The organism is Rhodococcus sp. 27YEA6 (assembly GCF_044908235.1).
Classification (GTDB): Bacteria; Actinomycetota; Actinomycetes; order Mycobacteriales; family Mycobacteriaceae; genus Rhodococcus_F; species Rhodococcus_F qingshengii.
Map to the genome: position 1 here is coordinate 1 of NZ_JBIYCY010000036.1, position 19,951 is coordinate 19,951.

A 19,951-nucleotide genomic window follows, 5' to 3' on the forward strand; every position below is an offset into this window, starting at 1 on the left:
GAGCGGGTCGCGCAGTTCCTGGCGAATGTCGAGGATTTCGGACATGTTCGCGTGTTCGAAGTTCGGCAGGCGATCGAAAAGACCAGTGGCGAGGGAAGCGTCGCGGCCTCGCCGGCGAGCTGACGGGGGCGGGCTGAAGATTCCTTCCTCTACCCCGAGGTTAACCAGGTTGTTCGTCGTCGTATCGAAGAGCGGATACGTGTCTTGGCTCGTCAGTGCTTGTTGCACACGTGCAAAGTACCTCGCAGCGATGTCGTCGTCAGCGTCGTCGCCGACGTTGCGGACATCGATGTCGGGTAGTGGATCAATGGTCAGCAGTCCTGCGTCCATAGCGAGTGCCAGTTCCCGATATCGCATCTTCTCCAAGCTTTCACCGATTCGGTCTTGAAGCTCTGTGATGCCGGGACGGATCGCGTCGAACAACTCTCCGAGCGCCTGGCGCCGCCGTTTGCGTTGCGTGCTGTTGAGCTGGTTGCCAGGGGGAAGTGAACGCACCCTATGGAGAATTTCTTTGAGCTGGTGTGTAGCTTGTGGCGCGTAAACCGGCGCGACCGACACCAAGAGTTCGAGCATCTCCAAATCCGGGGCATCCTCGACGACCGCGATCGAGTGAATGAGAGTGGCACGTGGGCTGATGAGCGTGACCGTATCGGCGTATAGCAGAGCCGACTGCGATTGCCGGATCTCATCTCCGAGGTTCAGCAGGGATGCAGCCGGCGCAGTTGCGACCGACATATGGAGATCCGTTGACGTCAAGGACTTTTGACTAATTCCCCGCCGTTTATGGGCTTTCCGCACGGTTTCTCTCCATTGATCGGTTTAAGACCACCGTAATCTCACAATCACCAACCCGATCGTCAGATCAGCTCGTGTCGGCGAGGCACTCGCCGCATTGTCGCACTAGATGGCGGTCTGAAACCGTCAGGCCACTTCGTTTCACTGTCGTATTTGATCGACTCAAAGTTGGTCTCCTCCACCGACGCTTTTGTAAGATCCGCACCGGACAAGTCCGCGCGTCGCAGATTCGCACCATTGAGGTTGGATCGACTCAAGTCGACGTCGAACAAGTCAGCGTCTACGAACACCGAATCCTTCAGATCCATCCCGTCGAAATAGGCGCTCGTAATGTCGACGCCGCGCAGATCAAGTCTCAGCCCAATGTCAGCCCACAGGCCTCCGGCTTCTTCGCCATTCTTCTCGAACTGCAGATGTATCCGGAACTGGCTGATTATTGCCTCGTTCACTATTCGCTGAGCTTTTACTCGTGCGCGCGACTCATCGTTCGGACCAGTGACATCCGGGACTTTGCGATTATTTTGACGGAGGTAGGCACACAGGGTGTCTGTGATCGTCTCGCACTCAGCTCGCACGATGTTCTCCCGAGCGGTGGCATTCTTCTTGCGTCGAAGCCGGAGCCAGTCGTCAGCCAAACCGACGAAGGCGTAAACCCCTGCTACCCGAATCGCGAAGTGCGACTCATCAGCGAGCTGCTTCGCAGCCCCCTCGAATCGACTCCACAGATCTTTCTCGGCATCTTCGAGCCGAGTTCTGTCAGCATTTGCGGTCTGAGCCATCGCCAATCGCGCGGCACCAGCCGATGCAATCGACGCCGCCACAATCGCGCCCAACGGGGCCAATACTGCGCTGTACCGCATTACCAGCCATTCCTTCGAGATGCCTATGATAACCAGCGCGAGCAGCGCGACCGCAGAAACCGCAGCGGAACCCGCCGAGACCCGAAACCACAGGCTTAATCCGTCCCCAACCGACCGCGACGGAAGGACAGGCCGCGTGCGCCATAACGCCAGACATCCGACAACCAGAGCCGATACCGCAACGATCGTTACTACTGCATTCACACCCCGGATCCTCTCATCCCGAGTAGGGAGGCCCTTTCAGACTTCCTGCTGGCGCGGTCCCCGATTGTTGGGAAATCGGGCGACGACTGCCATGAGGGAGATCGACACGGCTGCACTAGTGAGCTTGCTCATGACGCGAGCAAACGAGCGCGATGTGCTCAGAAGTTGGTGCAGACCGGGTTAGTGCTATTTTTGCATCATGGCCGGGCTGCCGCAGTAGCAACCGAACAGTCCACCGATGAAGGACGCGGACACCGATCCCACGAAGTCCACCGATGAAGGACGCGGACACCGATCCCACGAAGGCCAACGATGGACGCGCCGCCGACACCATCCGCTTGGGGCACGCCGCGCTATCGCTAGTGCATTCTCCGAAATAGGAATACGAGTTCTACGTCGTGGGGACTGTAGTCACGTAGCGGCGGAGAAGTCGAACATGATGGAGGCGAAGTCATCGGTGAACAACCGCTGATGTAGTCGCCACGAACACTCCGCGTACCCCAGATACTGTGCGGCGCGTCTCGGGAGGGAAGCCCCGTATCCGACGACGCTGAAATGCATCTGTGGGAATTGCACGCACAGTGATCGTTCCTGCGGTGCCTGGTTGCGCAGTAGGGCTGCCGCTGCTGCATCCGTGGCCCGTCGACCCCGGACACTGAATTGGAATGCTCTGGCCGAGTTGCAGTTCGGCCAGAGCATTGAATCCGATGAGGTCGTGGGGATTACGGACGGAAGTTGTTGGATTGGTAGGTCGCCGGCACGAGATTGGCCAGATTCACCGGAAACGGGTACTTGCCGGGTGCGTCCGCGGTGGATTTGGTGGGTCAGCGCGGCCAGGGCGAGGAGCTGCTCGAACCAGGGGTAGCGGGTGCCGGCCTCCCATTCGTCGACTGCCGGCTCCTGTGCCCCGCATGCAATGTCGACCTCGGGGCCGTACAGCTCGGCGGCGTCGAGGGCGCGGGTGATCCGGTACGGGGCCAGCGCGCCAGTGCTCCGGTGTTCGTAGGCCAGGCCATGGGCGGCTCGGCGCTGCGCCGCGACGGCAGCCCACTCGGCTCGTTTCCGCAGACGCGCTGCTGCACGGTCTCCTGCTGCACGGAATCTGGAGCGTGCGGGTATGGTGTGCTCGTCGGTCACAGCGTCTGTTCCCGTCGGCGCGACCTGTGTTCTCACCGACAGCGTGGTCGGTAGGGGTTCGGAACACGTCTTCCCCACGAAGTGTGAGAACGGTGATGAGAGCTTCTCTCGGTGTGCAGTCGGGACGCATATGACGCACCTCGATCGCTGCCAACCTTTCCCCGTCGGTGCCCTTGATCTGCGAAATCAGATCCCGCTCGGCATCGGTGAGCTCGAGGACGCCGGAAGGCTTGCGCTGGGCGAGGTAGCTACCGATTCGACCTGCCCATCCCCGACGAATCACTCGGGCTTGCGCGACGCGACGAGGACGCGCGGTCAACTCGCCGCCACAGTTCGGGCACCCATTGTCCATCGCCGCCGAACAGTCGACGCAGAAGGTGCATTCGTAGCTGCATATTGTTGCGGCGGCGTTGTCGAGAAATGTGCGGCACCTCTCGCGCATTGTTTTCATCGCCAACATCGCCGCTCCTGGAGTCGTCTCGCCTTCCGGCGCAGTGCATCTGTCAGCGTCAGAGAACCACACCTGCCCTGATTCGACCTAGGCATTTCCCGGCCACTTCACGCGTCCGTGAGGCCCGTCCGGCGCGGTGTTGCGGCACGATGGTGTGCAGGGTCGATCGGTGATTCGGAGGAAGTAATGAGCAAGGATTTTTACAGTGCGTCGGAGCTGGCGGATCTGGGCTACGTGTCCGAGCGTCTGACGTCGGTATTCGGTGAACCTGACTCGGTCGACGGGGAGCTGCGTTGGGATGCCGACACCGTTGACGCCGTCGAGCGCGACGTACTCGCTCCCGCTGCTCGGATCATGTTCGATGCCTTCGCTCCGGAGCGTGGTCCGGATAAACGGATCGAACCTCCCAATACCAGCGGTCGTCCGCGCCAATGCCCCATCCAAGCTCTCAGCGGCACACTGCTCGCAGCCGGCGCCCCTCGGCGTTCGCTCTGTCCCTATCCCTGACAACCGTCACCACCATTGCCGGACAACACTTCTGGGAAGACCCTGCCGCCCACACAATGTAACGCGTCCAATTTCAGAAGAAAATCGCCCCCGGTGCGGGTGGTGCAATCGAAGCTCGTGAGACACCCCCGGCGGCTGCCTCGGCGATGCGAGCTGTCCGGTGGTGATTTTCTCGGCGCCTTCGGGAGTGCCAACGGGCGCTCTACAGCCATTGACGGATCTATCACCTAAGCAGTGAGAATGGTTCAAGTTTCCGAGGACAGGAGTGGTAGTGGGGCGAGCGACGAATCATCTCACCGTGACCCAGTTCGACCTGTTGAAATGGGTCGCCGACGGATGCAAAGTAGGCGTCTACGAAGGTCCATCGCATCGTGTGTCAGCTCGTTCGCTCCACAATCGCGGCTTCCTTCGTGTCTCCGGTAGCGGCAAGACTTGGACCGCGCGGATCACTCCGGACGGCACCCGCCGTCTCGAGGAGGAAGCCCACCGCATCGAAGCAGAACGCAGACGCACTCTTCGGGAGAAACAGGATCGGCTGAAGCGAGAACAGGAGCAACAGCAACTCCGTGAGAAGGCTGCGGCGTTGCTGCGCGATGTCGTCGTAGCCGGGGGACGTCTCGATCTGGGGCCCGATGTCGACTCCCAGGATGTCCAGCGCCTACAGAACTGTCTCGCGTCGCAATCGGGTTTGCTGCCTGACGGGCAGCGTTTGGCCCAGGAACCAACGCGCATGGACCCTGTCCTGGGCGTGACCGTCTATTTGGAGCCAGATTTCGAGGTGTTGACTTCCGTGCGCGCTTTCTCCGTGCCCCGTCAGCTTCGAAACCCGCACCCCACCGTTGCCGCATTTCAGGCGAAGAAGGCGTTGGTCTCCAAGTCGCAGATCGCTCGCGCTGCGCGTTTCCTGCAAGCCCTCGTGACAGCGGCAACTGAACTCGGTTGGACGGTCCCAGCGAAGGTGCCGCACCGGGGGCGGGGTGAATCCGGCCCCGATCTGACACTCCGGTTTCCGTCGAGGGAACTTGTCGTCACGATCCGTGAACTCGACCAACGCGGACGACGCCACGTGCAGGCATATACGACCGAGACTGACTATTACACCCGAACTGAGAGAACGACGGCGAACAAGTATTTCCAAGTGTCCGGAAAGTTGGAAGTGACGCTCACCAAGACTTGGGAAGACCAGGTCATCGTTTCACTCAGGGATACCGACGCCGCTACGGTCGAAGAACAATTGCCGACGCTTGTCCGCAAACTCGAGATCGCTGAGGCCGAAGCCGACTGGTCACGTCAGGAGGAAGTACGACGCTGCGAGATCCGCGAAACGCGATGGGAGGAAGTCAAGCAGGAGGCGTTCACGAAACTCAGCTATGAACGCAACGCCGACCGCCTCCGCGGCGAACTGGACCGTCGGCAATCCGTCGCAGCGATGCGAGCCTACGCAGAGGAGGTGGCGGAGCGCGCAGAACAACTCGACGCCGAAAACGGCGAGGAGGCACGAAAGTGGGCCACCTGGATTCAGGAACATGCCGAGCGCATCGACCCCATCAATGGATCTCTACGCCTCCTCCGCACCACATCCTGCAGTCATGACGAACTACAACCCCATATGCCTGGGTGGAGCACCCACGGCCCCTATCGCCGGTAGCCGTACGGGGAGTCATATGCGTAGGTCAGACCGACAGCGGAAGCACCGGCGGTGGACCGATGCAAGTCACGGCCAAATTGGGCGGCATCGATGGATAACACCTCACTGTGCGAAAAAGACCGCGCGTATACCGTCCAAAAAATCGATCCGCGTAGCAATACGACATAGATTTTCGACGCGAGTTCCCGACAATTTCGATCTGGGCGGGCCCAATCGAGGGCCCGGTCTGCTGAGCTGAGGCGACTCGCACGAGGACCATGCCGACTACTTGGGGCCGCGGAGCGGCAACGGCGCCGAAGGTGCCGTTCCACCCGCTATTTCAACTCGGCTGGCTGAAATTCCCCATCGACCTTCTTGACGACGCAGAAGAACGATCTGTCTTTCTGATGGTAATCGATGGTTTTCGTCCAGCCTCTGACACTGACTCCTCCATTGGCCAGGTCCTCAATCTGAATGTCGTGGGTGTATACCGACTTCACCTGAACACCTTCGAGGACATTGGCGTAGTACTCGATCCCCAGCTTCTCGCAGTCGGCCTGAGCCTGGTTGCGTTCATCCGCCGTGGCGATCGGTTCCGCAGGTTGGGAGCAGGCGATTGCGCTCGCCGCGATCAACAGCAGAGTAGGGAGAGTCCAAACCATGGCCCGAAGCTTCACCTGTGGAACATACCGGACGGCGAGCCTGTGACATGAGTGGTGAAAAGCCAGTTCATCGACGGAACGTGGCGTCTGGCATTCACGAGTGTTCCGTATGACGAGACAAGCTGGTCTGCCCGGAACGAGTAACGGCGATAAACAACGGCTGACAGACAGTCGCCAGGGCACGCTTCCTACTTTGGCGCCGGCGCCCACCGGCCGTCTGTGAGACGAAAGCGAACTGCGCAGGCTCCGCAAGACCGCCAGTCCACTCACCGACGTCCCCCGCGTGCACAATCACCGCGACGGCATCCGAACCGAGTTCGACCCGGAACGAGCGCATCGACCAGCGCATCACTCTGCGTTAACTACGGGGCTCGACGTGGTAGCGACGACGTATACCATTGCAGCGCAACATCGCTCACAGTCGTCTGACACAATCCAAAGTTATTCGCAGCGTTTAGGTGGGGCTCAGAAGATTGGTTCGTCGGGATCCAAGTTCACGAGTGAACTGTCGCTGGTGACCTCTTTACACGGATGCGGTCATGCTCCGAACACAGGGATCACTCCACCTAAAGTCGATACTCACTTAAAGCCGAAAAACTTGTAGGCCTGGTAGTCCACAAGTGCGGCTTCCAAAATTGCTGCCTCGTGCTGAAGATCGGCAGCACGAAGATCACTCATGCCCGCCAGCTCTGGGCCTTCTACGTCACGGCAATGGTTACGTTGAACTTCAGCTTCGTCCCGCAGGGCATCGATCCTTACTTCTGTTTCGGCCACTATTTTGCTGAAAATCTTTTGTTGGATTCCCCGTACCCATCGACCTTCTGCAGCCTGCAATCTCTTAGCCCATGCACGTCCCATTCAATTCCTCCTGTGCGATCGTTTCAGGCTCGAACTCTAGATGGATGAGGAACTAACGATTGCCTCGCGGTGCCGGCGAAAGCGGCTTGCGCTTGTTCTCCACGTGATGAATGGGGTCGGCCCATCGAACTCGCAAATGATCGGATGTTCCTCAGAACCAGTTCGAAGATGCGAGTTCAGCAGCGACGAATCCCGCATCTTCTAATCGATCCGTTCTTCGGTGCTGGTCGATCTCGAATGTGCCACTGTTCCAGTCGAAAGCAGGTGGAGCGGGCGCGCGGCGACGGTGCGAGATGCTCCTCACAACGAAGCACGGGCGGGAGCTCGCCGCCGTGGTGTCACCGGTAGATCTGCCCGCGCGGTCGTAATGGAGGATCAGGTCGAACTGCACGGGTGTGCAGGTCAGGGCTTCAGCTTTCGCTGCGCTTAGGTCCGAGTGCCGACCTGCTGCTCGTCGCGGTCCTGAAGAATAGTTCAGGGGTCCGGCAGTGATGATGTTCGTAGTCCCTGATCACCCTACCTCTAGGTGCGCCTGTCGCCGCGTAGGGCGGTGTCTTCGTGTGTGTGTGTGTTCTCTGGCCGGAATACTTCCTTTGCGCAGAGCCTGCACTGTAACGCGCCACTATCAGGTGCGATGGACGAAGTAAGGCAGGGAAGGAGAGACATATGATCGGGCGCCTACCTGATTTTCCCGAAGAAGTGCTGTTCTGGTACGCATTCTTGCTGCCACTGGCTGCCTGGTGGAATCCACTCTGAGGAGACGAACGATGATCGGATACTTCCCTGACCTGTTTGTCATGCCTCCTGTGTGGGGGTGGGCCAGCACAGTGTGGAACGCATTTGCCATTTGGTGGAATCAGTTCTGACTCGCTTAATCACCACCAACCCCGCCGAATTCGACGTGGAACATGCCATGAATCAAACCATCGGTTGGTTTGCTCTGGTGGTAACAAGAGGGCAAGGGGCGGTAAGGGCCTGGAAGTCGACTCATCCAAAAGAGTGGGCCGTGCTCTTCCTGGATTTGGGTGACGGACGGTAAAACTCCGGGGGTTCGTCCGCGGCGCATGGTCTGCAAGTAGTTCAGTTACGGTTTGCGAGTTTGTCTGCCACTCGTTTGCCCAGAAGTCTGTCCACGGGGTGCCGATCGATCTGATTCAGCGTCAAAGACGACTCGGGGTGGGTCAATCGGGTCACGACCTCGGTCGAGGGCTCCGGCACCTCCAGCGCCACCTCACGTGCTTCGACGGAGTCGATATTCTCGTACACCCATTCGTTCGCGTCGTCTTCTCGTCCGAAATCCGCGGTCAGGAACCAGTTGGCGAGGAACATGCGACTTTTCGGCAACAGCGTCCACACTTTTTCGCGGTCGATCGCAGCGCGTGCACCCGGACGCGTAACCGCGAGCCATTCCAATGCCCCACTCGACGAATTGCTAACCCGCCAGAACTCCCAACCATCTTTAGCCACGTACGTCACTTCCTCGCTCTGATCAGTCAACTGGGTTCGCGCGAAATTTACCGTGCCTCACCTCCGGCAGTACCGCCGGTAAGGAGTCAGTCTTGCGGAAATGTTCCTGCGGCATGGACGAATCGGTTCCCCTTGCGATGCAAGAGATCAAACTCTGCGCGGTGAAAGCCAGCTCCATGTGTCAGAGAGGTATGAGAGCATCCGTTATGGGTCGACGTCGAAAGAACAAAAATTCGGTAGAGCCGCCAAGCGAAAGCAAACGTCAGAGAGTTGCACGTGCCGATTTGAAGCAGGTGGAGCAGTTCTTACGAACTGCGACCGACGTCGCATCTGCCCGCGCCTTGTCTGAGCGTGAGCGCGAACTGGTTGCCGAAGCTCGTCGTCTGCGCCGGCAGCTGTACCTGCGGTTAGGTCCGAAGCCTCCTCCTGCGGCGAAGAAACCTCCGCATTGCGGAAGGCCGGCACCGGCCGGAGGGATCCGCTCTGTCGTTTCCGGCGGACTACCAGGAACGGGCAAACACCGATAAACAAATCCCTGCCAGACTTAGACGTGCTTCCAGATTTGGCCCCGATCTGTAAATCTGCCGAGCCCGAGAAGGAAACGGACTCGCATTTCACGAGCAGCACCAGGGCCTCACCAGATCCGATGACTTCCTTGCCTCCCTCGGACCCGCCGTATCGTCGATGTGCAGGTCCCAAGCGGTCGGTGTTGTGAACGACCAGCCACTGCTCATGAGATCGGATAATCTAAGCGACCGCTTTCGTTGGCTAACCTGACGTGGAAGAGAACCGATACCGAGATGAACCAGAAATACTGGGATGATCTGACCGCCGAAGGCCGGGAACTCACGCGGGTAGCAGAGGGCGAAGCCCGAGATTTGAAGGTGCCACTGCATCTCGAGGATCGGGCGGCTGTTCGAAAGCTGGCCGATACCTACCGCTCATCGGTCCGCGATGCGCGCTATCGCGACCCCAATCGACCCGAGCATCGACTGCAGGACGTCGTTGATGCGTATCGGTGGATGTACCCACATGCCTCACAGTGCGTCGGTCCCCGAGGAGTGATGCGATTCGCATCCGGTTCGGACAGAACGTAATCGAGCAGAACGTAGGACTCGCCACCATCGAAGAGCGCATCGCCGCGGCCGAGGTTGCAGAGTGTCCACTCCAACTCTGGTAGCGACGCTGCCACTCGACACTGACGATGCACGTTCAGTGTGGACGCATTTCGTTGTTGGGCAGCGCATTTCATCGACAGGATGACATAATCTATATTATCGGCGATCCGAGGGGCTCGGCGCCGCAAGCAGAACTCGACGAATGCGCGGGCACCATTTTCACTCCGCCGGGTAGGGATGCCACCCATGTTGACGCCATCGCCTCGTCCGCCGAGCCTTCTTCAGCTCCGCGACACTGGTTCCGACGTAGCGGGTTTCCAGTTCCGGATCCGCTGGGCCGGAGAACCTCCAGGCCCCGCCTTGTTCGCTCTGTTCCCAACTCGAAGCCCGATACACCGCTCGGACGATGTCTGCGGCAACGAAGAAAATCGGAACATTCGCTGTGTTGCGAATAGCCGGGCCGGCGTGCCACCAGCCTCGACCTTCGTCGTAAATCTTTTCCTTGGAGTTGTCTGGGTTCAGTGCCGCGTTGACGACGAGAACCACGAACGGCCGTTCGATCTCCGGCGCAGCAGTCGCGGCGTAACGCCGAATCAGTTCAGGTAGCGGGATCACGCCCCACTCCGTGGTGGTGTGACCGCCAGCGATGTTCGCCAACACTGCCTCACCTGCCGGCGCTTCTATCAGTCGGAGCGCATCGATCAAGGTTTGCTCGATGGCGTATGCACTCTTGTCGGCTGTCGCTTCGGGCTCGATCCGGTGCCTCAGGATGACGTGTTCGACTGTCCTGCCCGACTGAACGATATCTCGAATGCGTTGGTTCTTTGCCGATTTCACGGCGGGGGTTTCGCGTTCGGTTCCGTCTGTGACGAGTTCAGCGGCTCCCATGGCGGACCAGATGTGGCTGTAGACGCGATCTCCGACTCCCTTGCCGACGTAGAAGATGGAGCGATCTCGTGGATCGATGAGCGCATAGACGTAGACACCGAGCTTCTCGGTGACTCCCGGCGCCAGTCTCGGTGGTAACGCGTACTCGCCGACGGCCTGCTGGGTATGGAGTTGGTCCAGGACCCCTGCTCGGAGAACCTGGGAAATTCCGAAGCCGCCTCCATCGTCGAACAATGCCTTAGACGCTGCTTCCGCGGTGGCGAAAACGCGGCCCGCGTGATCTTCGAGATGTCGCAGCACTGAACGCAACTCGGCCCATCGCATCACTGGATCGGGATTGATTCCGTCGATCTCGAGGGTGATGAAGTCAGCGGCAAGTCGTGAATCGCGAAGCTCGCGAGCGGAGTTGTCCGTCACTGTCCATACTGTCGGCATTAGTGCACAGTACTCACCGGTCCCGACGAATTTTCAGATGTGATCTGGGCACCGCAGCTCAGGCAGTACGGCCCATCCACTCGCGGTGAGCCACTGCTGCACCGGATCCGGCAGGGTGCCGCTGTGTGCGGACTGTGCGAATTCGCCGGCGAGGATTGGTCCGTCACCGCACACCGTGCAGGCGACATCGAACGCCGGCGGACCCGGCTCGCACTGATGGCAATGCGATCGGGCGACCGCCGCACCTGGATCGGCCGGATTGTCGGTATGCGGATGGAGCCAGATCACGGCCAGATCGCCGCGTTGATGGGCCGCTTCGGCTCTGGTGCTCGGCTCGTACCCGCAGGACGGGCAGATCCGCGACGTTTGCGCTGGCGTAACAGGGGCCGCAGCAACCGTGCTCACCGAATCAGTCGACACACTCGCCGCTGGTGCGCGCTTGTTCAGGTGCCCGTAGACAGTAGTGCGGGGAACATTCAATATCGCCGAGATCTGCGCGACCGTCTTCTCCCCCGCGTCGTAGAGCTGCTGGGCGAGCACGATCTGATCGCTGGACAATTTCGACGGACGACCGCCGGTACGGCCCCGGGCGCGCGCAGCGGCCAACCCGTCACGGGTGTTCGCCACGATCAACTCACGTTGGAGTTCGGCAAGGACGGAGAGCATCCCGAACATCGCCCGCCCTTCCGTTGTGGCGGTGTCGATGCCCTGCTCGAGGACCTTCAAGCCGATCCCCCTCTCGCGCAAATCGGCGCCCAGGGTGATCAGATGCAACACCGAACGCCCCAACCGATCCAGTCGGGTGATCACCAACGTGTCACCGCTCCGTAATCGGGTCAGCACTGCATCGAGTTGCGGGCGTGAAGCTTTCGCGCCGCCCGCGTGGTCGGTGTGGATGTTTGCGGCGTCAATCCCCGCACGCGTCAGGGCGTCGATCTGGTGGGCGGGGTTCTGCTCTGCGCTCGACACCCGGGCGTAACCGAACAACATCTGTCGAAAACTACCCTTCTTTAGGGTTTCCGTCAGGTTTGGAGTCGTCAGCATCTACCGGGATCAGGCGTGGGAGCGCGAAGTCAGAAACTCGTCGGTATACCGGAACAATCGCTCTCTGAAGTATCTCACCACTATGAATTTCGGGGAGACGCGCGGTTCACAGCAGCGGAGGAGCCACCGACGATCCTTCGTATATCTTCGCCACCGCCTCGTTGTACGACGACTTGTGATCGGCGTAGACGATTCGGGAGCGGGCAATGGAGCTTTCTGCTGTGGAACCGACTGCCGTGTACAGCGTTTCGAGGTAGTAGCCGAAACCGTCGACAGATTCGCGGATGTCGTTCACAGCGCTCTCGAGATGGTCCGGAAGGTCCCTGCCTTCGAGGATCGCTATATAGGAATCCATCGTGCTCGCAAACGCCTGCTTGTAGCCGATGATGTCGAGAACTGATGCGCGGCCTGCAGCGACATCTTCTCCGAAAACCAGCGCTTCGTCGATGGCAGCTTTCGCCAGTCGCGTCGCAGGATCGACCTTACCGACGTAAATTTTGGCGTCTGCCAGCCGTTTCTCCGTATCCTTGCGTTCCTTCTCCTCAGCTCTGCGCGCGGATTCGGCATTCCTGCGCTCGGTGGCTGCGTCGCGCTCACGTATTTCGGCCAGGACGGGTGAATCCTCCGGAAGAATTTCCCGAATTCCCTCGTCTTCCGGTTTCGCGATCTTCAAGGTGACGGTGTCCTTCTGATCCATCCGATCCCCCGCCGGTGGGACCTGTTCGACCACCACCCAGTTGGCATCCATCAGGGGCTGGCGGTCCGATATCGCGTCGATATCCTCGAATTCCTTGAAACCCGCGTCTTTGAGCACATTGTGGGCGTCGTCGAGTCGAATACCTGCCACCTTCGGCACTTCGACCGGATCACTCCCACATGCCACCAACGCGAAAGAAAATGCGAGTCCGGTAATCAGGGCTGTGGTGGTGCGCTTCGTCGGCATTTTTACCTGTCTTGGTCAGCTGGAAGATTCGGGAACGGTTTTTCGAAGGACGATGGATTCTCGGACATTGCATCATGCGGCAAACCCGCCCACTGCATCGCCCGATATTCCATTTCACTCAGCAATGTCGGAGCGCTCGGGCATAGTGCGCTAAGAAGTCATCCCATTCAGAGCGCAGAGCAGAGGACACACATGCCCACGCCATCAGAGGACCGGCTTGAACTCCTCGCGAAGCGCTGCACCGCCGACCTCGGCGATCCTGACCTGTGGTTCCGCCCGGATGGCTACCCGCGCAGCCTTGCCCTGTGCATCATCGACTCGATCGCGTCCACCGGCGCACACTACAACTCCGTCAAAAACGTCCTAAGGCATTACATCGACTTCCGGCGGGCGCAGGGCGGTGATGCCGACACCGACAACGCCGGAGCCCTGTTGGATACTTTCGACGAACTCGGCGGCCCGCAGGAGTGGGCGGCGATGACGAACAACCGCAAACCGACCTCGACGACCAAAGGTGCCCCGCTCAAGGCTGCGGCCATTCATGAGGCTGCCGGGCGGCTGCGTGAGCTGGGAATCGACAGCACCGACGACCTCCGCGCCGCCGACGCCAACGAACTCGAGAGCGCGAAGAAAGCTTGGGCGAGGGTACCTGGCCAGCGTTCCGGGATCACCTGGAACTACTTCCTGATGCTCGCCGGTTCCCCCGGTGTGAAGGCCGATCGCATGGTCATTCGCTACGTCGCCGACGCGGTCGGAGCGGCCCCGGAGAATGTGAGCGCAACCGATGCCGCGATGCTCGTGGAAGCGGTGGCCGAAAAATCCGGCCACAACGTCACCCACCTCGATCATGCGATCTGGCGATTCGAATCCGGCCGACTTGTGAACCAACAGAGCTGAGCACAAGCTTCGGAGCGATCAACCAGGCGCCTGACCTTCTGAGTTCAGCGATTCTCCGCCAACGGGACATGTCGGCAGGCTGTGTCACTCTCGCTACCCGCAACTGGGCGATGAGACTACGAGTCGCATCTGCGTTGATCGTGACCGAGGTTTTGCGTGGAAAACGACAGGAGTGAGGTACAGATGAGTGCGGCGAAAAAGAGTTCACCCGCTGAAGGAGTCGTGGAATTCATCGGTTTTGTTGTCTTCTTGTTGATTGTCATCGGCGCGATCGTCACAGCATGTTCATAAACTCCGCCCGGTGGACGGGTTATCTGCTGGGCACCCGTTTCGAGGAGTACGACGACCATGAATACTCACCATCATGAGTAACGGACGCAACGCCGACCCTGCGGTGGTTACCGAGAAGAAGAAGCGTATTCGCGACGTTCATGTGGCGGCGTTGAATTCGCTCGCGGACCGGGTCGCCGACTCCGTCGGGCTCCCCCGCGGACACGTGCCCTACGTGGATCCGGACCTCGGCGGAATCGAAGCGCGAGTCCTTGTTCTGCTGGACAACCCCTCCACGAAGGCGGAGGCCGGTACCGGATCGGGTCTGCTCAGTCTCGACAACAACGACCGCACCGCACGCAACTGCCGCGAAGCGTATGCCCGCGCCGGTATTTCGTGGTCGGACGTGGTGCATTGGAATGTCGTCCCGTTCCCTGTCTCGGGGGTCAAGAACGGTGGTTCGACACCGGCCGAACGTGCCCGCGCGGCTCAGTGGACCCGCGAATTCGTCGCACTGTGCCCGAATCTGGAGATCGTGCTGCTGTTGGGTGTCGCCGCCAGGGACGGTTGGGAACGCGCCGGCATCGAACGCGACTTGTATGTCGTACCCGGAAACATTCCGCACTGCTCCGATCGCGGCTTGAACTCGCCCGGCGGACGGGAGCGGTTCGACAATGCAGTCACCACGATCGCCCAGATCCTTTCCACCGACAACCACCACACCAGCAGAAAGCGGACATCGATGAACGAGACGCCCTCCTCAAGCAGTTCACCCGCGCACTTAACTCGGACAGGCACTGCTGCACTGGACGTACCCGGCACCACCGGCCCCGGCAACGAACTCGCCGTCTCCGTCGAACCGGAAGGCATTCTCGTTGCCGGGAATCCAGAGGTCGTAGCCGGATATCTCGCGCGCCTGACCGACCTCGCCGGCGAAGCACTCGATGTTTCCGGCGTCAGCAAGACCTCGATGGCCAATGTCGCTGCTGCCGCCGTCGGAGTGAAAGCCATTGCCGCCCAGGCCGGGCAGTTCGTGCGGTTGTCCCCGGACAGCGTCCAGGCATTGAAGACGTACAAGGTGATGCCCGGCAACAACGGCTTCTTCCGAATGACCGTCGTCGACGAAGCAGGAAAGTTCCGCCAGCAGCTGCAGTGGCAGAAAGTGCCCCTCGGCCCCACCCAAGCGCTATCCCTGCAGCTGCTAGCGGTACAGGTCGCGCTCGAGGTGGCCATCGCGTCGGTGAACGAATCAATCGCCCGCGTCGAGGGCAAAATCGAGCAAGTCCTCGTCCTCGCCCAAGCATCCCGCGTCGGTGACGTGGTCGGGCACTTCACAACCTTGGATCGGCTCGTCACCACGCTCGACGAACACGGAGCTCTGCCGACTGCGGACTGGGAATCTGTTGCCGGTCTCCGCCCCACCCTGAATGTGACGATCGAACGCCTCCGAGAACACGTCAAACGCACCCTGGCCGGGTTCGATGCCACTCGCCCGGTCCAAGACCGCGCCGACTACCTGCGCCGAGCAATCGAAGAAAACCGACTCGGCGAAACCCTGCACCTGTTGGTCGTCAGTGAACAGTCACTCTATCTGTGGCAGCGGCTGCGGATCGCCCGCGTGCAGGCCACCGAGCCGCAGCATCTGCAGATGGTGCTCGACGACGCCCGCACAGTGCTGGCCGAACATTTCGAGCGTGACGGCGAACTGTTGCTGCACGCGCGGTCCGAGCTCTCACACTTTGCAAAAATGCACCGACTCGACGGGTTCCGGTGGGGCGCCACCCACAATCTCAAACACGACATCGTCAAACTCAAGGACGACCTCGACGATTTCGCGCAGGCACGGGGCAGTCAGGTCATGGGATGGACCGACCACGAGAGCCCCAGCGTTGTCGACGCCCTGGCGGAAGTCGGGAGCCGGGCAGCATCCGCCGGCGGCGCCGTCGCCGGTGCGGCAGGAAAAGCGATCGGCGCAGGCGTCTCCGGAGTCGGATCCGGACTCGGGTGGGTGGGCCGCGGGATCGGCAACCTCGTCGGTTCGGGAAACCAACACGCGGACAAAGCCGAGATCACTACGCCCACAACAGAACATCACCTCGAGAGTGCAGCCACCGCATTCGCACAACCGGCGACCGAGCAGAACGGCGACGGAGACGGAGACCGAGATGATTTGACATCCGAATCCTCCACGCTCACACACCAACCCGATCGAATCACGCCGCCCTCCGCCCCGATCGCTTACGACGATGACATCTTGCAGCTCATGCTCTTCGGCCATCTACAGGTCGGCGACCAACTGACGTATCACGACGGCGGCTGCGGGCTCACCTACGTCGCGACGATCACACGGGACGGGGCCCTCGAAGTCGACGGGAAACGCTACGGGCCGCCCTCGGCGCCGTTGACGGACATCATGGGCCGGCAACGGCACGGTTGGAGGGACTGGCAACTGGCCGATGGGCGGCAACTTCGACAGCTCCGGCGCCAGGCGTACGCAGAAATTCTCCGCTGACACCCGTCCTAGCTCTGCCACCACACGCCGACCCGGCCACAGAATGAAGCGATCGCAATGACAATGAAAAAGTTTTGGCTAGCAGCGCCGATCCTCCTTCTCGCGCTCAGTGCGTGCAGCGCCCAGGGCTCGTCTACCGAACCTGCCTCGCATGAGGGAACAACTGCGACCGCCACGACACCGAGCTCGTCAGGGACACTCACACCGGTTTCCAGTGCCACGATTGCGGAGACCACGACGGAAACCATCGTCGAACCGTCCACAGCTGAGGCAACATTCATTGACACGCCAACGCCGGCGGTGACCAAGCGCGTCGACTACTGCACTTCGCCCGGTCCGAACACTGCGTTCACGGACGGAACATACGGTTGGACAGACGAATGCGCCGGCCCCGCAGCGATCAACCGGGTCAGCGAAATCACCGCCAACGGCGGATCCTGCGACGGAACCACATGCACCAACTCACTAGGAATGACCTTCCCCGATCCTCGAGCCGAAGCCGGAATGACCGATGCACCGCCAACAGCTGGCACTCCTCGGACCACGGCAAGCACGCCGACAGTAACGAATCCGCCGAACCACCCCCAAGTCCTGTGGTCGGATTGCCTACGACAAGGCAACACCCCGGAACAATGCCGCGAAATACTCGACAACTGATGTCACGGCACGACGAAGTCCGGTCAGTCCTGAGCACTTCGAAGCTGCAATTCGGGGGGGCGGTCTCGACACTCTCACCCGACTTTGGTCCACTCATCACTGAGTAGGTCCTGTGGTTTGACTGTACGTTTTTCGCATCCGCACTCGAGTACCGTCCGAAACCTGATGGACACGATATTCGACGTAGATTTCGTCACACGGGTTTCGATGGAACGAAGAGAAAACCCGCTGCGGAGACCAGAATTCGGATACTCACTGCATGCTCGGCCACTCGTTACCTGGGCTCACGCGGAAGAGGAAAACACGCCGCACACCTTTGAGCGACCCACCCGGCCGGTCGTCAGTACCAGCCGGGTGGGTCGAGTACACCCAACCTCGGAGAGTCGGGCGCACGATCAGGGAGCGGCCCGTCTGGAGTCGTGTGACAACATCTCGGCGAACCCCCATCCATCGCCGTCTTGAGCGGAGATGGAGTGGAAGGGAAATGTAGCGCACGCGGTTCCGCTGATCTGCCATCACCCAGGTTTGTTTCGGCAGCCGCGTCGCTCCCGTGATTCGCGGCGGATCTAAGCTCACCTCAACAACAACGGCCTCAACCTCACGGGAGCAGCGATGAGTCCTCGGCCCACCTGGCTCCACACCCGATCCACCGAATTCCGGGCCGCCCTACTCGATCTCGGGCTCACGATCACCGACACCGAAGCCCGCAAAATCCTCGACGACAAAGTCTCCGAGTACGCGGCGCTCATGCGAGTCACCCGCCAGACCGCACAGCGAGACTTCACCGACGAACGCCTCCTCGCCCTCGCGGTGTCTCTCTCCGACGAGGCCCCCGGCGCCGATCTGATCGAATTCGAACGCACGATCTCCATGCCCGTCGCCGCCGTCGGTCTGACCACCGCGGCACTGGCCGAAGCCTTGAAAGTCGCGCACATCAACCTCGACGACAAAGAAGCTGTCGCCGGCCTGTCCTTGCTCTCGACCCTTGGCATGATCACCGCCGACGCCAACGCCTTCCTCGTCCCCACCCCGCGCCCACTGCTCCTGCGCATCGCGCGCTACCTCGACGGCGCCGCCGCATCCATCGCCAAAGGTGCGAATCTTCCCGACGGACTCGACGACACCCATAGACGGCAATTCGCGGACATCCTCGCCCAGGACGCCGACGGAATCCGGGCCCTCGCAAACATCGACGATGGCGAGACCCCGTGCCTGTGGCGCACCCCCAACCCACGATGACCGCCGGCGCGGCAAAAACGCAGTCGACGCGTCGAAACCTGCGGGACGGCTCGCCCGCCGATAGACCAGGGGTGGCTACCGGCGGAGCGTTCGCCATACCCGTTGGGGACCGGGTGATGCCGCCCCCGAAAATTTACGTGGCGCCCACCCCGGTTACCAGTCTTCGCACAGTTACAGCTACTTGAGCATTGAACTACCGAGGAGTCCTCGCCGTCGGCAGGTGACGGTACCCGAGCGGTACCCGAGTTAGTTCATCGCGCCCATGGGTGCGCCGTCACTTACCTCCCGCGTACCGACCGCCCAGCAATGACGCAGTAACATCACCCCTGTGGTGCGCTGTTTTCCGCCTCGGTTCCAGCGCACCACCCCGTTACCGCCGCGCAGGCAGTCGCCCCTTTCGTTCGGCCTGCATGATCCACACGTGCAGGAGCTACCATGGCCTCTCCCGACGAGCGTCTGACCGCCAAACTCGAGCAACTCCCCATCAGCGACGACGCCCCCATGTGTTCACTTCTGCGCACGACGCTGCTCAATCACGCGCAGCAGGGCCGCGACATCACCGAACCGACCGTGCTCGGGCTGCTCGCTATCACCGGTGTCCTCGAAGAACGACTCACCAGGCTCGAAGCCATGATCCAGCCCGCCGCCACCCCATGACCCCGGCGTCGCCTCGCACTCACCGACCGCGCCTGCACGAACGGCTCGGCACGTCAGTCGAAACTGCCCTCATTTTCGGCTGCACCCTCTCCGCCATCGTCATCGTCTGGTGGGCAGCCTGAACGAAACGCGTCTGTCGAAAAGGCAAAGTCGAGGGCTTATTCGACGTAGATTTTCGACACGACTTCTCGACACCTCGGCTCCCACACGAGCTGGCGATACGCAGTCGTGGTGAAAGTGTCGAATTCCGATCTTGCTCTCAATACGTCAACGCATCACTGCTGGTGACATGATGCGTGATCGTGGAGGCATGGATGGGTAACAGGGCGCTCGGGTTCACTGTGGATCAAGAGAACACGATCTGGGAGATGTGGCGTCGCGGTGATTCGCTGAGTGCGACCGGGCGGGTCCTCGGGGAGAGTGTCCCTCAGATCGGCCGGTTCCTGCGTAAATCCGGCGGTATCCGGCCGCTCCCACGTCGTCGGCGAGCATCTCATCTCACGGCCGGGGAGCGTGAAGAGATTTCCCGTGGGATCGCCGCCGGTGACAGCGCTCGGACGATCGCCGACAAACTCGGAAGATCCCCGTCCACGATCGCACGGGAGATCGCCCGCAACGGCGGCCGCGAACACTATCGGGCGACCCCGGCGGATGCCGCAGCGTATGTCCGCGCGCGCCGCCCTCAAATCTCGACTCTCTCTACCAGGCATTTTCTGCGGGAGG

Annotated in this window: 18 protein-coding genes and 2 pseudogenes; 10 read left to right on the top strand and 10 right to left on the bottom strand. The window is 60.8% G+C overall.

What is annotated here, in order from left to right; genetic code table 11:
- From ABH939_RS32210 to ABH939_RS32225, 4 genes and pseudogenes are all read right to left on the bottom strand, one after another.
- Nucleotides 1-735, bottom strand: a 735-nt coding sequence (locus ABH939_RS32210) for a hypothetical protein (protein ID WP_404650694.1), incomplete at its 3' end; no start/stop codon positions are given.
- A 122-nt stretch (nucleotides 736-857) separates the two neighbouring features.
- Complete coding sequence (locus tag ABH939_RS32215) at nucleotides 858-1,859, bottom strand: pentapeptide repeat-containing protein (protein ID WP_404650695.1); 1,002 nt, start codon at nucleotides 1,857-1,859, stop codon at nucleotides 858-860.
- Between the two features lie 411 nt (nucleotides 1,860-2,270).
- Nucleotides 2,271-2,996: a hypothetical protein gene (locus ABH939_RS32220; RefSeq protein ID WP_404650708.1), complete on the bottom strand. Its 726-nt coding sequence runs from the start codon at nucleotides 2,994-2,996 to the stop codon at nucleotides 2,271-2,273.
- Between the two features lie 310 nt (nucleotides 2,997-3,306).
- Nucleotides 3,307-3,456 (bottom strand): annotated as a pseudogene (locus ABH939_RS32225) (DUF1272 domain-containing protein); the annotation flags it as partial.
- A gap of 177 nt (nucleotides 3,457-3,633) precedes the next feature.
- Between ABH939_RS32225 and ABH939_RS32230 the strand changes: the two are divergent.
- Together ABH939_RS32230 and ABH939_RS32235 are read left to right on the top strand one after the other, a co-directional pair.
- The gene (locus ABH939_RS32230) at nucleotides 3,634-3,954 is read left to right on the top strand and encodes a hypothetical protein (RefSeq protein WP_404650696.1); all 321 of its coding nucleotides are present in this window, start codon (nucleotides 3,634-3,636) and stop codon (nucleotides 3,952-3,954) included.
- 298 nt (nucleotides 3,955-4,252) lie between these two features.
- On the top strand, nucleotides 4,253-5,602 hold the full coding sequence (locus ABH939_RS32235) for a hypothetical protein (RefSeq protein WP_404650697.1): 1,350 nt from the start codon (nucleotides 4,253-4,255) through the stop codon (nucleotides 5,600-5,602).
- Between the two features lie 314 nt (nucleotides 5,603-5,916).
- Here ABH939_RS32235 and ABH939_RS32240 read toward each other — a convergent pair whose 3' ends face one another.
- The 3 genes from ABH939_RS32240 to ABH939_RS32250 all read right to left on the bottom strand — a co-directional run bounded on the left by ABH939_RS32240 (nucleotide 5,917) and on the right by ABH939_RS32250 (nucleotide 8,568).
- Nucleotides 5,917-6,243 (bottom strand): hypothetical protein, encoded by a 327-nt coding sequence (locus ABH939_RS32240; protein WP_404650698.1) that lies wholly within the window; start codon nucleotides 6,241-6,243, stop codon nucleotides 5,917-5,919.
- Between the two features lie 579 nt (nucleotides 6,244-6,822).
- On the bottom strand, nucleotides 6,823-7,101 hold the full coding sequence (locus tag ABH939_RS32245; RefSeq protein ID WP_404650699.1) for a hypothetical protein: 279 nt from the start codon (nucleotides 7,099-7,101) through the stop codon (nucleotides 6,823-6,825).
- A 1,080-nt stretch (nucleotides 7,102-8,181) separates the two neighbouring features.
- Complete coding sequence (locus tag ABH939_RS32250; RefSeq protein WP_404650700.1) at nucleotides 8,182-8,568, bottom strand: hypothetical protein; 387 nt, start codon at nucleotides 8,566-8,568, stop codon at nucleotides 8,182-8,184.
- An 800-nt stretch (nucleotides 8,569-9,368) separates the two neighbouring features.
- Between ABH939_RS32250 and ABH939_RS32255 the strand changes: the two genes are divergently transcribed.
- The gene (locus ABH939_RS32255; protein WP_404650701.1) at nucleotides 9,369-9,665 is read left to right on the top strand and encodes a hypothetical protein; all 297 of its coding nucleotides are present in this window, start codon (nucleotides 9,369-9,371) and stop codon (nucleotides 9,663-9,665) included.
- 240 nt (nucleotides 9,666-9,905) lie between these two features.
- Here ABH939_RS32255 and ABH939_RS32260 read toward each other — a convergent pair whose 3' ends face one another.
- The 3 genes from ABH939_RS32260 to ABH939_RS32270 all read right to left on the bottom strand — a co-directional run bounded on the left by ABH939_RS32260 (nucleotide 9,906) and on the right by ABH939_RS32270 (nucleotide 12,996).
- On the bottom strand, nucleotides 9,906-10,991 hold the full coding sequence (locus ABH939_RS32260) for an LEM-3-like GIY-YIG domain-containing protein (protein WP_404650702.1): 1,086 nt from the start codon (nucleotides 10,989-10,991) through the stop codon (nucleotides 9,906-9,908).
- Between the two features lie 51 nt (nucleotides 10,992-11,042).
- Nucleotides 11,043-11,999, bottom strand: coding sequence for a recombinase family protein (locus tag ABH939_RS32265; protein WP_208722107.1), 957 nt, complete (start codon nucleotides 11,997-11,999; stop codon nucleotides 11,043-11,045).
- Between the two features lie 160 nt (nucleotides 12,000-12,159).
- A complete protein-coding gene (locus ABH939_RS32270; RefSeq protein WP_208722106.1) occupies nucleotides 12,160-12,996 on the bottom strand; it encodes a PASTA domain-containing protein in 837 nt (278 codons plus the stop codon).
- A 192-nt stretch (nucleotides 12,997-13,188) separates the two neighbouring features.
- Here ABH939_RS32270 and ABH939_RS32275 point away from each other — a divergent pair, with 192 nt between their 5' ends.
- From ABH939_RS32275 to ABH939_RS32305, 7 genes and pseudogenes are all read left to right on the top strand, one after another.
- On the top strand, nucleotides 13,189-13,893 hold the full coding sequence (locus ABH939_RS32275; protein ID WP_208722105.1) for a heme peroxidase: 705 nt from the start codon (nucleotides 13,189-13,191) through the stop codon (nucleotides 13,891-13,893).
- A 364-nt stretch (nucleotides 13,894-14,257) separates the two neighbouring features.
- Nucleotides 14,258-14,866 (top strand): annotated as a pseudogene (locus ABH939_RS32280) (uracil-DNA glycosylase); the annotation flags it as partial.
- A gap of 1,560 nt (nucleotides 14,867-16,426) precedes the next feature.
- Complete coding sequence (locus ABH939_RS32285; RefSeq protein ID WP_404650707.1) at nucleotides 16,427-16,675, top strand: hypothetical protein; 249 nt, start codon at nucleotides 16,427-16,429, stop codon at nucleotides 16,673-16,675.
- Between the two features lie 57 nt (nucleotides 16,676-16,732).
- Nucleotides 16,733-17,332: a hypothetical protein gene (locus tag ABH939_RS32290; RefSeq protein WP_404650703.1), complete on the top strand. Its 600-nt coding sequence runs from the start codon at nucleotides 16,733-16,735 to the stop codon at nucleotides 17,330-17,332.
- Between the two features lie 612 nt (nucleotides 17,333-17,944).
- Nucleotides 17,945-18,571, top strand: a complete 627-nt coding sequence (locus ABH939_RS32295) for a hypothetical protein (protein ID WP_404650704.1) — start codon at nucleotides 17,945-17,947, stop codon at nucleotides 18,569-18,571.
- A gap of 435 nt (nucleotides 18,572-19,006) precedes the next feature.
- Nucleotides 19,007-19,228, top strand: a complete 222-nt coding sequence (locus ABH939_RS32300) for a hypothetical protein (RefSeq protein ID WP_404650705.1) — start codon at nucleotides 19,007-19,009, stop codon at nucleotides 19,226-19,228.
- A 314-nt stretch (nucleotides 19,229-19,542) separates the two neighbouring features.
- Nucleotides 19,543-19,951, top strand: a 409-nt coding sequence (locus ABH939_RS32305; protein ID WP_404650706.1) for a helix-turn-helix domain-containing protein, incomplete at its 3' end; no start/stop codon positions are given.

What these genes read in the sequence shown, in the direction of transcription:
- ABH939_RS32230 (WP_404650696.1), top strand. Translation starts at nt 3,634, where the DNA reads ATGAGCAAGGATTTTTACAGTGCGTCGGAGCTGGCGGATCTGGGCTAC.
- ABH939_RS32240 (WP_404650698.1), bottom strand. Translation starts at nt 6,243, where the DNA reads ATGGTTTGGACTCTCCCTACTCTGCTGTTGATCGCGGCGAGCGCAATC.
- ABH939_RS32245 (WP_404650699.1), bottom strand. Translation starts at nt 7,101, where the DNA reads ATGGGACGTGCATGGGCTAAGAGATTGCAGGCTGCAGAAGGTCGATGG.
- ABH939_RS32255 (WP_404650701.1), top strand. Translation starts at nt 9,369, where the DNA reads ATGAACCAGAAATACTGGGATGATCTGACCGCCGAAGGCCGGGAACTC.
- ABH939_RS32265 (WP_208722107.1), bottom strand. Translation starts at nt 11,999, where the DNA reads ATGTTGTTCGGTTACGCCCGGGTGTCGAGCGCAGAGCAGAACCCCGCC.
- ABH939_RS32270 (WP_208722106.1), bottom strand. Translation starts at nt 12,996, where the DNA reads ATGCCGACGAAGCGCACCACCACAGCCCTGATTACCGGACTCGCATTT.
- ABH939_RS32275 (WP_208722105.1), top strand. Translation starts at nt 13,189, where the DNA reads ATGCCCACGCCATCAGAGGACCGGCTTGAACTCCTCGCGAAGCGCTGC.
- ABH939_RS32285 (WP_404650707.1), top strand. Translation starts at nt 16,427, where the DNA reads ATGCTCTTCGGCCATCTACAGGTCGGCGACCAACTGACGTATCACGAC.
- ABH939_RS32290 (WP_404650703.1), top strand. Translation starts at nt 16,733, where the DNA reads ATGACAATGAAAAAGTTTTGGCTAGCAGCGCCGATCCTCCTTCTCGCG.
- ABH939_RS32295 (WP_404650704.1), top strand. Translation starts at nt 17,945, where the DNA reads ATGAGTCCTCGGCCCACCTGGCTCCACACCCGATCCACCGAATTCCGG.
- ABH939_RS32300 (WP_404650705.1), top strand. Translation starts at nt 19,007, where the DNA reads ATGGCCTCTCCCGACGAGCGTCTGACCGCCAAACTCGAGCAACTCCCC.